Origin of the sequence: Lewinella sp. LCG006 (assembly GCF_040784935.1) — a bacterium.
Lineage (GTDB): Bacteria > Bacteroidota > Bacteroidia > Chitinophagales > Saprospiraceae > Lewinella.
In genome coordinates, this window is record NZ_CP160680.1 from 3,204,502 (window position 1) to 3,219,371 (window position 14,870).

9 protein-coding genes are annotated in these 14,870 nt (G+C 47.3%); 4 read left to right on the forward strand and 5 right to left on the reverse strand.

Annotation, left to right across the window (positions count from 1 at the left end):
* The first annotated feature begins 125 nt into the window (after nt 1-125).
* The gene (gene dnaE / locus AB0L18_RS11485) at nt 126-3,695 is read left to right on the forward strand and encodes a DNA polymerase III subunit alpha (protein WP_367392730.1); all 3,570 of its coding nucleotides are present in this window, start codon (nt 126-128) and stop codon (nt 3,693-3,695) included.
* Between the two features lie 196 nt (nt 3,696-3,891).
* Nucleotides 3,892-4,959 (forward strand): two-component regulator propeller domain-containing protein, encoded by a 1,068-nt coding sequence (locus AB0L18_RS11490; protein WP_367392731.1) that lies wholly within the window; start codon nt 3,892-3,894, stop codon nt 4,957-4,959.
* 34 nt (nt 4,960-4,993) lie between these two features.
* Here AB0L18_RS11490 and AB0L18_RS11495 read toward each other — a convergent pair whose 3' ends face one another.
* The 4 genes from AB0L18_RS11495 to AB0L18_RS11510 all read right to left on the reverse strand — a co-directional run bounded on the left by AB0L18_RS11495 (nt 4,994) and on the right by AB0L18_RS11510 (nt 8,169).
* Complete coding sequence (locus tag AB0L18_RS11495; protein ID WP_367392732.1) at nt 4,994-6,076, reverse strand: DegT/DnrJ/EryC1/StrS family aminotransferase; 1,083 nt, start codon at nt 6,074-6,076, stop codon at nt 4,994-4,996.
* A 129-nt stretch (nt 6,077-6,205) separates the two neighbouring features.
* The gene (locus AB0L18_RS11500; protein ID WP_367392733.1) at nt 6,206-6,556 is read right to left on the reverse strand and encodes a single-stranded DNA-binding protein; all 351 of its coding nucleotides are present in this window, start codon (nt 6,554-6,556) and stop codon (nt 6,206-6,208) included.
* A gap of 207 nt (nt 6,557-6,763) precedes the next feature.
* Entirely contained in the window at nt 6,764-7,090 is a 327-nt protein-coding gene (locus tag AB0L18_RS11505) for a single-stranded DNA-binding protein (RefSeq protein ID WP_367392734.1), read from the reverse strand.
* A gap of 653 nt (nt 7,091-7,743) precedes the next feature.
* A complete protein-coding gene (locus AB0L18_RS11510) occupies nt 7,744-8,169 on the reverse strand; it encodes a hypothetical protein (RefSeq protein WP_367392735.1) in 426 nt (141 codons plus the stop codon).
* Between the two features lie 225 nt (nt 8,170-8,394).
* Between AB0L18_RS11510 and AB0L18_RS11515 the strand changes: the two genes are divergently transcribed.
* Entirely contained in the window at nt 8,395-8,742 is a 348-nt protein-coding gene (locus AB0L18_RS11515) for a hypothetical protein (RefSeq protein WP_367392736.1), read from the forward strand.
* A 203-nt stretch (nt 8,743-8,945) separates the two neighbouring features.
* Here AB0L18_RS11515 and AB0L18_RS11520 read toward each other — a convergent pair whose 3' ends face one another.
* Nucleotides 8,946-12,971, reverse strand: a complete 4,026-nt coding sequence (locus tag AB0L18_RS11520; RefSeq protein ID WP_367392737.1) for a T9SS type A sorting domain-containing protein — start codon at nt 12,969-12,971, stop codon at nt 8,946-8,948.
* A 452-nt stretch (nt 12,972-13,423) separates the two neighbouring features.
* Here AB0L18_RS11520 and AB0L18_RS11525 point away from each other — a divergent pair, with 452 nt between their 5' ends.
* Entirely contained in the window at nt 13,424-14,809 is a 1,386-nt protein-coding gene (locus AB0L18_RS11525; RefSeq protein WP_367392738.1) for a hypothetical protein, read from the forward strand.
* Nucleotides 14,810-14,870 lie beyond the last annotated feature (61 nt).

Genomic DNA, 14,870 nt, shown 5'->3' on the forward strand with positions numbered 1-14,870 from the left:
AGATGCGATTGACTCCTGTCTTTTTTAGACACTGTGGAAAACTTTCCGTTAAGGTATCCTCTGCCCTCCATCTTTTTTGGCTAATTTAGTGTTCTTATCATCAGAGCGAAAGATTAGAGAGAACTATGCCGGATTACTGCCACCTTCATTGCCATACCCAATACTCCCTGCTGGACGGAGCTGCCGAAATCAGTACCATGATGGACAAGGCTTTAGCCGATGGCCAGAAAGGTGTTGCATTGACAGATCACGGCAACATGTTTGGTGCGTTTAAATTTGTTGCGGAAGCAGAAAAACGCAATCTTAAGCCCATTGTCGGCTGTGAATTTTACCTGGTAGAAGACCGTCATGTACAGGCGTTTTCTAGGGCCAATGGCGAAAAAGACAAGCGCTATCACCAGCTCATGCTCGCCAAAAATGCGCAGGGTTACGAAAACTTGAGTAAACTTTGTTCGCTAGGGTTTATCGAAGGCCTTTATGGCAAGTACCCGCGAATTGACAAGGAGTTGGTGGAAAAATACCACGAGGGGCTGGTAGTCACTTCGTGCTGTATTGGTGCCATCATTCCCCAACTCTTGCTACAAGGCAAAGACGAAGAAGCCGAAAAAGAGCTCAAATGGTGGCTCAATATCTTTGGTGAAGATTACTACATCGAACTCCAGCGCCACCGTGGGCTTGAAAATATTGACATTGGTAAAGATCGCAACGGCAACCCCATTTATACGGGGATGAGCCAGGAAGACGTCAACCAAAAACTCTTGCTACTGGCAAAAAAGCACAATGTCAAGGTTATTTGTACGAATGATTCTCACTACGTAGAAGAAGAAGACTGGGAGCCACACGATATCCTCCTTTGTATCAATACCAACAGCTTGCTGGAAGACGATTCCCGCTTCAAATTTTCTAGCTCGGATTTCTACTTCAAGACGCAGCAGCAAATGAGTAAGCTGTTCAGTGATCAGGAAGCAGCGGTGGCCAACACCATGGAAATCTACGACAAGATAGAAAAGCTGACCCTGACGCGGGACATTCTCTTGCCCAACTTTCCCATGCCTAAGGGCTTTAAAACCCAGGATGAATACCTGCGTCACCTCACCTACGAAGGAGCCAAACGCCGCTACGGAACCATCACACCCGATATCAGTGAACGACTCGATTTTGAGTTGAAGGTGATCGAGAATTCCGGCTATCCTGGCTACTTTCTTATTGTTCAGGACTTTACCACTACCGCCCGTGAAATGAACGTAAGTGTTGGGCCTGGCCGGGGGTCGGCAGCAGGATCGGCCGTTGCTTATTGCGTGGGGATCACCAATGTAGATCCCATTAAGTACGACTTGCTGTTTGAGAGATTCCTCAATCCTGAGCGGGTGAGCATGCCCGATATTGATATTGATTTTGATGATGAAGGTCGCCAGAAGGTGATCGATTATGTGATTGACAAATACGGACAAAGCCAGGTGGCCCAGATCGTAACTTATGGTACGATGGCTGCGAAATCGAGTTTGCGAGATGTTGGCCGGGTGATGGATGTCCCTCTTTCGGAAGTAGATCGGGTGGCCAAAACATTCCCTGCTCACCTGAAAGCCAGCCTCGCTAATGTCCTCGCCGATGGTGATATTGATCCCAAGTTGAAAGGGTCACTCAATAGCGAAGAGCGCGAAAAAGCTTACCAGTTTCGGCAGTTGGCCGAAAATGATGATAAGATCGGCCGCATGATCCAAACCGCTAAAAAGCTGGAAGGGTCGGTGCGCAATACGGGCATCCACGCCTGTGGGGTCGTGATCACACCAGACGATATCACCAAGTACGTTCCGGTGACGGCAGATAAAGAGACGGGGATGCTGGTCTCTCAATTTGATAACAGCGTTGCCGAAGAAGCTGGCCTCCTGAAGATGGACTTTTTGGGTCTGAAGACCCTCACCATCATCAAGAATGCGGTCACCATGGTGGAAGAAAACCATGGCGTAAAGCTGGATATGGACTTGATTCCGCTGGATGATCAAAAGACCTACGAGCTTTTCCAGCGTGGAGAAACAGTGGGCATTTTCCAGTATGAGAGTGCCGGGATGCAGAAGTACATGAAAGAGTTGGTGCCTTCTGCTTTTGAGGACCTTATCGCAATGAACGCGCTGTATCGTCCTGGTCCGCTGGAATATATCCCCAATTTCATTGCACGTAAGCACGGGCGCGAACCGGTCGTTTACGATCTGCCAGCAATGGAGGAATACCTGGAAGAGACCTACGGTATCAATGTATACCAGGAGCAGATCATGTTGCTTTCGCAAAAATTGGCGGGCTTTACCAAGGGAGAGGCCGATATGTTGCGTAAGGCGATGGGTAAGAAAAAGAAGGACCTGCTGGATAAAATGCTCCCTAAATTTGTGGCGGGTGGCGAAGAGCGTGGTCACCCCAAGGATAAACTAGAAAAGGTTTGGAAAGATTGGGAAGCATTTGCGTCTTATGCCTTCAATAAATCGCACTCTACTTGTTATGCTTTCGTAGCGTTCCAAACGGCTTACCTCAAAGCCCATTATCCCGCCGAATTTATGGCGGCGGTACTGACGACCAACAAGAACGATATCTCCAAAATCACCTTCTTCCTCCAGGAATGTAAGCGAATGGGATTGGATGTACTCGGCCCAGATATCAATGAATCGGTGTCTGACTTTTCGGTCAACGTGAAAGGGCAGGTGCGTTTCGGTATGTCCGCGTTGAAAGGGGTAGGAGAAGGGCCCGTAACGGCAATTCTGGAGGAGCGTGATCAGAACGGGCGTTATACCAGTGTTTTTGATTTGCTCACCCGATTGGATCAAGGTGCGATCAACAAGCGGGTATTAGAAAGTCTCTCCCTTGGAGGCGCTTTTGATTGTTTTGATGATATTCACCGGGCGCAGTATTTTGCTCCCTCAGATAAATACGATACCTATATTGAACACCTGGTGAAGTACGGCAATGCCTATCTGAAAAACAAGATCAGTGCTGCTACATCTTTGTTTGGTGCCCTCCAAGAAGAGGTGATGGTCCAGGAGCCACCACCACCCAATTGCCGAGAGTGGAGCTTGATTGAGAAACTGGAAAGGGAAAAAGAAGTTACCGGGATTTTTATTTCAGGTCACCCACTGGATGATTATCGCATGGAGGTGGCTAATTTTGTCACTTGTACCCTCAACGAGGTAGACAATCATAAGCAACGTAACCAATTGCAGTTGGCGGGGTCTGTGACAGGAGCCCGGCACATGATCTCCAAGAATGGGAACGGCTGGGGTATTTTTACGGTCTCTGATTTTGATGGTGAACTGGAATTCCGCCTTTTTGGCGAAGATTACCAAAAATTCAAGCACCTGCTGGAACCAGGAAAAGCTATCTTCATTACCGCTGGTTTTCAGCGTGGGTGGAGGGACGATACCATGGAGTTGAAAATCAAGGATGTCTCCTTACTCGAGAGTGTAGGCGATACCATGACCAAAGGTATTCGTTTGACTTTGCCGCTGGATCGCTTGACGAGTGAAATAGTCGTAGGGCTTGATCGCTTGTGCCAAAAACACGAAGGACAACACCAGCTCAGGATGGTATTACTGGACCGGCAAAACAGGGTGAAACTCCCATTGGCTGCAAAAAACAGAAAAGTGAAGGCGGACAATGATTTTATCGCAGCTTTGACCAAGCTAGGGGTAGATTATAAGATTGAGCGGTAAAGAACAAGGCTGTGTTACCCCATGTTTGTGTAGTTGAAAAATCCTATTATCTTTACATGAATAAGTGAGTCTAACCCAGAAGAATATTCCAACTATTAAGGAAACTACGACCCTGAATTAAACTGTGTAATACCTTAATAATTCCAAAAACATGTTCTTCCATACATCAATGTGGGGAACAAAGCTGCTAACCCTTGTGTTACTGGTTGCATTTGTCTCAAGTGGGCAAAGTCAATCATTGGAAAGTGTAGCTTTTTCCCTTACCCTTCCCAACGGACAGACCGCTGGTATCCAGCAAAGATCTTCCATTACTAATTTGGTTCAACGCCCTGAAGGCCTTTACGTTTTAACGGATAACGACGGCTGCTATTTGTTGTCTAGCAACGCCAACCAGCAACACCAATTATTGGTACAACCGACTGATCGTCGCGAAAAATTTAATTGTCTGATCAAGAAGGACAAGGAAGTCCATCTCTTGGTTAATTATCAATCCTTGCGTCCTTTAGTACACAAAGAAGACGCTTCGGTGGATTTCACCAGTTCCTTCTTTGCCAAGACCGTAAACCCTACTTCCATCCATTACGCCGATGATGGGCGGATAATCGTAGGCAGTCTTGAAGACGGATTATTTGTCTTTGAGCCCGACGAATATGGCGGTTATGCCAATGTTCCTAAACGTTTTTCTACGGCGGGCCAGCAGTTGCCCTCCAATATCGTCCACACCATTTATGAAGACCAACGTGGGGTGATCTGGATCGGTACTGACCGTGGTCTTGCTACCCTGACCAACGACACCATCTACAACTTGGGGATTGCTCCTCCGGTAAAGCAAAATTGGTGGCAGCGTTTTTGGGGTATAGAAGGCCCACCTCCTTTGTATAATGGTCCGGTAAATGCCATTGCCGAATGGGGCGATAGCATCGTCTTTGCTGGTGCAGAAGCACTCTATCGGATACCTACCCGCCCAGACTCGCTGGCGCTGGTTTATGAATACGATCTGCATGAGCGCCTGCCAGAGCCATTGACCAATATTCAACAACTACTGGTAGATTTTAATGGAGATCTCTGGGTGGCAGCGAATCAGCTTCTGCGTTTCAATATTACCCGTAATGAATTACGCGTCTTTGGCCGGGAATCGGGTATCCGTGGGCAAGGTATCTCTACCCTTCTCGAGGATGTGGAAATGGGAGAAATTTGGATTGGCACCCAGCGTGGTGGCCTCTACCGGATGAGCAATGATCCATATTCCAGAATTGGGCATTAGCTACAGTCTACTAAGGCCAAATGCACAAAAATCTTTACAGTTGATACTGATTGACGATGGCTACGATATAAGCTAAGTCCTTTTCCGTATATCGATCATGGATGGGTAAGAGGAAGTGATGCTTAAGTAAGTCCAGACTGTTTTCATATTGGTTGGTGTCTGACTCGCGGATAAACCACCAGCGATCAGTGAAAGCCTGGCCACGAATGCCGTGCGTCTGCAAATAGGCAGAAAAGTGCTTGGCATCCTCCACCCATACCGGGAACCCAATCTGTGGATGTTGTTTGTTGTGCTCGCTCGTGAGGAAACGAATATGTACTTGCTTCAAGTGCCAAAAATAGTACGCCACCTGCGCCTTCCTTTTTTGAATCATCTTCTTGTGAGAGGTGTGTAATGTGAGCCATTTCCCGATCTTGCTCATAGCCTTTGGGCTAGAGGTTCCTTTGATCAAATGCTGATAGGCACGGGCGTAGGCACCACCGCTCAGTCGTCTCCACCACTGCTTGCCAGGGAGGTTCAGGTGTTGTGCAGTGCTACCAGCGAGGTAGAGCAATTGCCAAAGAAGGTAGGCAAGATGCTGTTTGTTGGCAGCACGAGGCGGCGTGATACTAGCCGGGCCAATCAGCCATGCACCATCCGTTGTACCTATGATTTTGGTGGGCGAAAAGAGGGCCCAATGGCCGTCTGGAGGCAGTGTCCAATGAGGATGCGGATAGCTGTGCGCCCAATCCTCCACCAAACTCGTACCTGGAGGAAGTAACTGTAGCAGTTTAGAGGAATCTCTTGCTTGCCCAAAATAATGGATCAATACGACCAAATCAAAATGCTGGTTCTCGATCAAGCTTTCGACTTCTGCCCAGTGAGGATCGGCGTTTTGATCGAGATTGTAGTAGCGAATATCCCAACCCGCTAAATGAAAAGGCAGGTGCACGCCCTCTGGTACCCATGCTGGTAGGAGTACCGTGCATGGTTCTTCGCGTTGCAAGTGCTGGGTGAGGGCAAATAGGGCCTCTCTGCCGCTACGAAAATCACTACACCCGGTAGTGGGTAAACCCTCCGGCCAGCTGGCTGGCCAGTGCAAAGAAAAACTACGGGATGGAGAATAGTCGTGCGGCATCAGGCGAAGATACTGCGTTAAAAGAAAACCCCCGACCTGCTGTTCACAGATCGGGGGAAACGGAATAATGAATATCACAAAAATATCCTGCTGTAAAACGCTAACTCTTCAGGTGGCTTGAGAATAAACTTAAGCCGCCTGCTTTTCCGACTTCTGATCCAGTAGGACAAAGTCGTTGACGACAATGTCAATGGACAGGCGTTCGATGCCATCCTTATCGGTGTAGCGATTGTACTTGATCTTGCCTTGTACGGCGAGCTTGTTCCCTTTCTTGGCGTACTGTACCAGGGTGTCGGCTTTTTTGCCAAAAGCGACGCAGCGGTGCCATTGGGTAATGGTGACTTTCTCACCGTCCTTGTTGTTATAGCTTTCGTTGGTAGCGAGGCTAAAGCTGGCGATGGAGTTTTGCTTGGAGCCTTTCTTTTCTGGATCCTTGCCTAAGTTGCCAATGAGGGTAACGGAATTTTGTACTTGATTCATAATAGAAAAAATTTGGACCGGGTGTTTAGTCTTTAGCGGAGAGTGAGGCGTGACCTTACTGGCAGATGACCAGTTGTTCGATGACGCAGACAGCGCGCTAGTTCCCGGAATGTTAAAAGAATAATTAAAAAATGGATGAAGAAAAATATTGATTAGTGACGGAATCAAACCTGTCTACCTGCGGTACGCAGACAGGAATGGAATCAGTTACTGCATAAGACGAAACTCGTTGACGACGATTTCCGTGCGGGTTTTTCTCTGTTCGCCTTCCCCGGTGGTCTGGTGTTGTATTTTTCCCTGGACGACCACGGAAGAACCCTTCTTCAAAAATACCTGCATCATCTCGGCCACTTTGCCCCAGCCAATGAGCTGGTGCCAGGTTGTTTCAATGCGCTTACCGCCTTCCTGGTCGCGGAAAATTTCTTTGGTGGCGATACTTACCCGAGCCATGGAGTTGCCATTGTTAAGAGCGCGGTATTCGACATCGCGGCCAAGGTTGCCAATGAGTTGTACGTGGTTACTAATAGAATTCATAATCGCTGATTTTAGTGTTATACGATGATTGAGCGCAGTATTAATATCAGGCCTGATGTGCAATACGTGCTGGTTGTAAAAGTATTGGTTGAGCGCTTTCAACCGGTGACACTGCAAAGATGAGGGAGGGGGAAAGTATTACTCGTATAATAAACGTATACTGTCGTTTGTATCCGTTTGTAAACGTTTATAAACGGTTATTTTTTATCTAATAAATTGATTTTTAGTGTTTTGTGTTAATAAAGTGAGGCGTAATTTTTTTTAAATTATTTTTATGTGTTTGATGCGCATAGTGGGAATTAAGTTCAAATAATAATAGATACAGAAATGAAAGTTCTCTCTCTAATTTTATCACTTGCGGGATTATTGACAATATTTAATGCAGTTTCATATGGTCAGGTGGTCACTTGGGAGGAGAGAAAAGAATATGATTCCACGGATAGGCTTATTATGAGCAGGACAGAAACGGACAAAGAAATATGGATCTACTATTATGAATATAAATGATTAGAATATTGATCTTAGCTACGCCTGAACGTGGGGTGTTTATACGTCCGATCGCTTGCTGTTGGGAGAAGGGCTCTTAGGAGGTTGTTTTTCAGATATTGAAAACGATGTGGCCTTCGTAGAGGTGATTCCTTTCGGATTAAGCGCTAGATGCTATCTGCGAGGAGCATTTCAATATCTTGATCAGAAGTAATTTTTCCTTCTATCCAGTGGGTGATAAGTTGTTTGCCAGGGAATTTTGAACCTTCTGATAGAACAGTGTCTATGACTAGTTCTGTCGTTTGGCTTTTACCATTTTTGCCAATCTCTATTTTGTCAAGCCATGCTTTCAAGTCTACGTCTTCACTTGCTTCAGCGGGATCGACCTGGATAATACGGATGGCTTTGTTAATACTAGGAAAGTAGGCATTAAAGAGAGGATTGCCATCAAATTCACTTTCTGTATTCAGATAAGATTGAAATTCTAAACCCTCCTGTTCCGCTATATTTTTGACATGGCGCTGCAAAAAAAGCCTAGCCAGGTGGTAAACTCTTTTATCTTCTAAAAATTTTGCGAATAATATCTGGCCCATTTTATTTTAAAATTATCCAAGCAATAAGAGCACTAATCAACAACAAAGAAATGAATGCAGTTCCACTTAATATCTCAATGTCTATTCTTGTGTCTTTTGTTTTTCGATTAAGGAAGGTCTTTTTCTTGACGGCATCTAGCCCTCCACTGGCATTGTCAATATATCGTTCTGCTTTTACCAATTCTTTTTCTCGTGCTTTGATTTCATCAAAGTTCTTCTCTCTTTATGAAAATCATCACCTCCAACGAAAAGTGGTTCAGTCGCTATACGAATCTCCGGAATATTTTTTTACTGATATTGTTATTGATTGTAGGTTACGGGACCTTTTTCGAAAGTGCTCCCTTGTTCATTAAGCAGCTTGCCAGCTATGTCGGGCTTCCGGTACTATTAACCCTCCTGGTTTTTGATTACCTCCAACAACCCTCTCTTTTTGAATTGCGAAAAGGGGAAGGCCAGTTAGCCATCGACCTCTACATCCCCGACGCACGCTTCTTGTTTTTCTACAACCCCAAGAAAAAAAGAACCATTACCATTGCTAAAGATACCCAAATAAAAGGTGATCGGTACTTATAAGGCTCTACCCTGGCAGAGGAAGTTGCAATTTTTTATCCAGCCTTCTAATGGTGAATTATGGACAAGCCCCAAGCTGGATTTTAGCTGGGCCACCAAGGCCGATATCGCGATTGTGCTTGAAACAGTGAAGCAGCACAATGAGGGAGCTTAATGCTTTGTTGGTTTTTCTAGGGTGAATTCATGAATTTGCCCTAGAAAAACCATCAACCACCAACCCTTAACACCTTCCAGCTTCGTGTGCCATACGCGGTCTTTACCTGCAAGCAATAGATACCTGCTGGGTACTCGTCCATGGCTATTGGGTTCAGTGTTTGGTAAGGCTGTAGCTGCTCCTGCCAGCATACTTGCCCCATGCTATTGAGAAGGGTCCAGGTTTGGGAGCTGCTGCTTTGTTGGTGGATGACCTGGAGGTTTGTGCTCACAGGGTTGGGGTATATTTGCGTATCCGCAAAAGCGTCAGGGCTATTGGTGCGCGTGAGTACATCAATAGTGTAGGTCACCAGGCTGTCACAGCCATTTACGGCAACGTAGCCGATGGTGATGCTGGTGTCGTTGGTGATCAGAATGTCCTGAAAATATTCGCCCAACGGAATTTCCAGATCAACGGAGAAGGCCGTTTCTGAAACGTTGAAGTGTACAAAGTGAATGCTGTCGTACTCCGCAAAGGATAGTAGGAGCTGTAAGCTGGTATCTTGTAAAATAGGCAGGCCATTGTATTGTTCACCCGCGCACCAGGCCAACCGTTCGCTACTGACTACGACCGGCTTACGGATGGTATGATCAACCGTATTAGTAACAATCGCTTCGTTGAAGTCAAAGTAAATATGAGCAGTGTTTTCAATGATTGCACCAGGCAAAATACTCGTTTTAGGAGCGATCGAAAACGCCACAAAGCCATGCGACCCCGGCTCATTACTTGTACTGTCGGGCAGCAGAATGTTAGCGAAAGTAAATGTCAGGGCCCGCTCCGGGGTAAGTGCCCAGGTAAAGGGGTGAGAGGCTCCTTTTACGTCCAGGGTACTCAAGTCCAGCGCCTCCGATAGCGTGTCGGCAATGACCACCTCGTAGGCAACATCATTGCCCGTATTCTGAAACTGAATCATATAATTCAGCGTCCAGTCTTTGTCGATCAAATGCTCCGGCCCCACCCCGGCTGGCAGTGCGGTCTTAATGTTAGGGTCGTAAGAATTAACAGCCGGGGCGCAAAAGACACCAGAAAAAGGGTCGCCATCATTCATCGGAAGTTGCATCACAAAGCTGCCGTCCGACGTGCTGTTACAATTCGCTACCACTGCCGATACTTCGGTGTACACCGGGTGGCCAGGCGTCTGGTCGGCCTCTAGCCTCAGACCTTCTCCTTGTACTTCATATTGGAGCACCTGGGTGGCGCCAGCGGGCAGTTGGTACTCATCTACCTCCAGCATCAGGATGATATCATCAATCACAATTTCTACCCGCAGCTGGGCCGGTGCCGACATGCCGCCAGTACCAATGTTTTCCAACTGAAAATAAATGCTATCATTCTCACAGTAGCCACTAGCCGTGATCAATGAACCATCCCACAACGGATCGGGCGCACAGAGTTCTTCTGAAAGGAGCGAAACTTCCACACAGGGAAAGTCGCCAATTTCTACCCCTTGGCAAGCGAGGAAAACGTCAAAGGTAAACTGCCCACACTCAAACAGCGCAAGCGTTTCCAAATCGAAATAAAGCAGGCCGTTGGCATCTTCCGTATAAGGTATAGATGCAGTGTCTATCGTCAAATCAGGATCCAAGGCGACCGTGAAAATCACATCTTCGGCAGGCAGTGCACCATTGTTACAGTAGTCAACCGTGATCGTCCGTGTCTGACAAACCCGAAACGGCGGAATCGTGACATCCCAGTCTATAAATGGGCAATTTCCCTGGGGTTGTAGAAAGAAATCCGTCGTGATCGAATCTCCCAGCATCGTCACCTGCAAGAGGGTATCGGTAAAGCAGGACGTCCAAAAAGAAGAGGGGGAGACGGCATTCAGGGTATAATCACCAAACAATACCGGCAACCAGTAGTAGCCCTGGCTATCCGTAGAGACCGCATAATTAAGGGTAGCACTGCTCACTTCGACCAGCCAGCCAGCTATACCTTCCTCGTCGTTGGTCTCGGAGCAGCTCAGGTCGGTATCTGAGATTACTCTTCCTACGAGGCTTTTATGGGGCGTATCGGCAAAACAGTTTTGTAAAAGGTCTTCAATTTCATTGCAACCTTCAGCATTCCCGGATAGGATAACGTTGCCACCCGTCACGACATAATCACAAATATTTTCTTGCCCGCAGACGGCCAACAGTGGATTGTCAAGAAAATCTAGGTAATCGGTATCCGTAAAGTCGATATTTTCAGTTCCTTGCAAATTGGTTAAGTCGTTGTTTCCTGACAACTTGAAGTAGCCACCGATGGTGCTCAGGTTACTCAGCGCGGAAAGGCTTTCCAGCGAAGAATTACTGATCCATAGATAATCACCTACCGAAGTCAGCGACTCCAACCCCACCAGCGATTCCATGTTTGAATTGGTAAGGATAGAGCAATATCCGCCAATACTTTCCAGCGCTCCCAGGCCAGTGAGGTCAGGTAATTGGATGTGGTTCCATATTTGCAGACTGCCGTCAATGTTTGTCAGGTTGTCAAGGCCGGAGAGGCTGGACAGGCCAGTGTTGCCTATGATCCACAAAGCGCCCAGGTTGGTCAGGCCCTCCAACCCGTGAAGATCCGTCAAGTCGTTGTTGTTATTGATTTGCAAAAGACCAGTAATATGACTCAGGTTGCTGAGTGCAGAAAGACTAGTTAGAGAAGCATTGTACTCCAAAATAAAGTAGGTGGCGATACTGGTCAGGTTGTTGAGTCCATCTAGGCTTTCTAGGTGGCTATTCGCCGTGATTTCCAATCTTTGGTTAATAGCAGTAATACCTTCCAGTCCATTCAGTGTCACCAGTAGATAGTTTTTGTCAATAATGACATAGCCTCCAATCGTCGTAAGTTGCTCGATGCCACTCAGGCTTAGTAGCCCATCATTGTCTTTAATCTCAAAATCTGTCCCTACGCTAACAAGAGAGGAGAGCCCTTGTAGGTTGGTTAGGGCATCGTTTCTATAAATCAATAATCTTGTACCTACAGAGGCGAGATTTTCCATGCCATTAAAGGACGTTAGGCTTTCATTACCTGATATGGTAAATAGGTAATTAACCTCCGTGAGCCCTTCTAGCCCGGTGAAATCAACCAGCGCCGGGTTAGAAACAGCAGCTAGGCTACCAACGATACTTAGATTTTCCAGACCTTCCAGGTTAAGAAGCTGCTCATTGTTGACGATGTTGAGTAATCCCCCAATGGATGCAAGCGCTGAGCTGGCAGTAAATAAGTGTTCGACCATCGGCAGTTGGTTGACCGTAAAGTTCCCTCCTATGCTGCTAATTCCCGCTATGTCATCAAGATTTTGCAACTGAGGCAGGATCGTCAGTTGGACGTCTCCCGTGATGGAGGTGAAGTTATTTAATCCCTCCAACGTAGTCAATGCCGCATCATAAATGATAATGCTTCCTCCCAGGCTGGTGAAAGAGGTCAGTTCCGCAATACTTTCCAAAGCAGGATTGTTGGATAGCTCGAAGTCGGTGCCAATAGCACTGAGGTTTTCCAAACCCGCCAGATTTTGCAAAACGGGGTTGGTGTATAATCTAAATTCTCCCTCAACGCTGGTTAAGCTTTCCAAACCAGCAAGGCTATTTAGCAGCTGCTGGTCAGCAATATTTACGTCGCCACCCACAAGGCCTAGGCTGTTGAGTCCATCAAGAGAAGTGAGGGCTAAGTTGGAAATCAAGCGCAGATCACCGCCAATCAAGGTCAGGTTGTCTAACCCGCTAAGGTCTACCAAACTTTCATTATCGTACAGCGACAGGTTGTCGTAGATCGCCGTCAAATTGTCCAGCCCAGACAAGCTGGTAAGGCTCGCCGTTCCATCAATAAAGACGTACCCGGCTACTTCGGTAAGCTGGCTCAGTCCAGCCAAGCTGGTAATATCCCCCGGAATAGTCTCTCGAATTTTAAGGTCATACTGCAAACTGGTACAGCCAGGGTAGGTGGCCGAGAAATCATCAATCTCTTGCTGGCTGGTCAAGACAATATCCCCCGTAGGGCAGGTTTGCGCCCACAATTGTAAGCCCCCAACAACCACTAGTAAACACAAAATCAGCACCTTTCTCATCGCCATTGTTTTTTGAAAACTTTTTCCAACCCTACAAAAGTGCTTCTTCTTATCGGGTTTCAAAAGAACATTATTTTTGTTTAGTACATATTTTGTAAAATTTAATTACCTGTAAAACAGTCTATAAGCTATATTTGGGTACAGATTAATTGAATGTTTGAATTCCGATTTGATAATTGGATAAAATGAGTGCCTAATGAATAATTACCGGGGTGCATCCACTTGATCATCAGCTGTTAAAAACCTCTGCGGGCCTGTCCGGCTGGCCAGACGGGCTCTGCGTCTCTGCGCGATTACCTCATCTTGCACCTTTTCTATACGGGGCCTCCCTCCCTAACGGTCGGGCGCTACCTGCCTGCAGCAGGCAGGCGTTTCGCAGTTCGCTCAACCCTTACGGGCCTGGCCCTATAGGCCAGCTACTGCACATCGCTAGGCCAAATAATCTATAAAGCATGAAACTCTTCCAAGTCCTCCACCAGCTCCATTCCCGCGAGCAAACCCAGTTTCGGCATTTCGTCGATTCTCCGTTGTTCAACAAACGCGAGGATCTCCAACAGCTGTTGGACTATTGGTTGGAAAGAAAAGGCCGCGCTGCCCCAGCCGAAGATCACTGGCAGGCCTTGTTTCCTGATCAACCGTTCTCCCGTACCCAATGGAACCTGCTGACCTCTCGCCTGTTCAAGCTGCTCGAAGAGTTTCTGGCGCTTCAGCAAATCCGTAAAGATGAGGCCCAGACCAAGTTTCATCTCGCCAAAGCTTACCGCAAGCTTCAGCAGGAGAAGTACTTCGCCGAAGCCATCCGGGATGCGGGCTTGGCCCTCGAAAAACAAGACTTTCGCGATACGGCCTACCTTCAAAATCGGCACGATTTCTCTTTCGAACGTTACGATTACATTCTTAGTAGCAATCGCAAAGCCAAAACCAACCTACAGGAAGTCAGCAATGAACTCGATGCCTACTTTCTGGCCGCCAAACTCCGACAGGCCTGCAACGCCCTCTCCCGGCAAACGATCAATCCCGAGCAGTACGACATTGGCCTGTTGCCCGAGGTCTTGGCTTATGTAGAAAACCACCCGGCTTACCTTCAGGTGCCAGCCATCGCCATCTATTACTATTGCTACCGCGCCATCAATGCCGAGGAGGAAGAAATCTATTTCAGCCAGTTTCGGCAAGCTATAGAAAGCTACCAGCGGTATTTTCCACCCTACGAGATGCGCGACCTGTACACCTTCGTCATCAACGTCTACATTCGCCAACTCAACACCGGTGCCAAAGTCTACGCCGAGGAGGCCCTCGCGCTTTATCGCCTCAGCCTGGCCCAGGGCTACCTCCTCGATGATGGGGTATTGCTGGAAAGCACTTACGTCAACATCGTAGTGCTGGCCGCAATACTTGGCGACTACCAGTGGGCCATCCGTTTTGTCAAGGAGTACCAGTCCTCCCTTAAGCCTGAATTCAGGGTACCCCTCTACCATTTTTGCCTCGGCAAAATCTACTACGAACAGGGCGAACAAGAAGAAAGCCTACGTCAGCTGGTACTGGTAGATACCAAAGCCTCTTTTATCTACTTGGGGGCTCGCGTGCTGCAACTCAAGATCTACTACGAATTAGGTGAGTTGAACCCATTGGAAAGCCTACTCGAAAGTCTCCGCGTTTATCTCCAGCGCAGCAAAGACCTGGGCTATCGCAAGGCCCATTACCATCACCTGCTGGCTTTTACCCGCCAACTGCTCCAACTCCCAGCGATGGATAAAGCAGCCCGCACCGCCTTCCGACAGCGCATCGAAGACGCCGAAATCTTTGGCGAGAAGGAGTGGTTTTTGCGGCAGGTGGGGTAACTTCTTCAAGGAACCAAAAAAAGCTAAAACAATTAAGATTGGGGAAAAAGAATTCAAATAT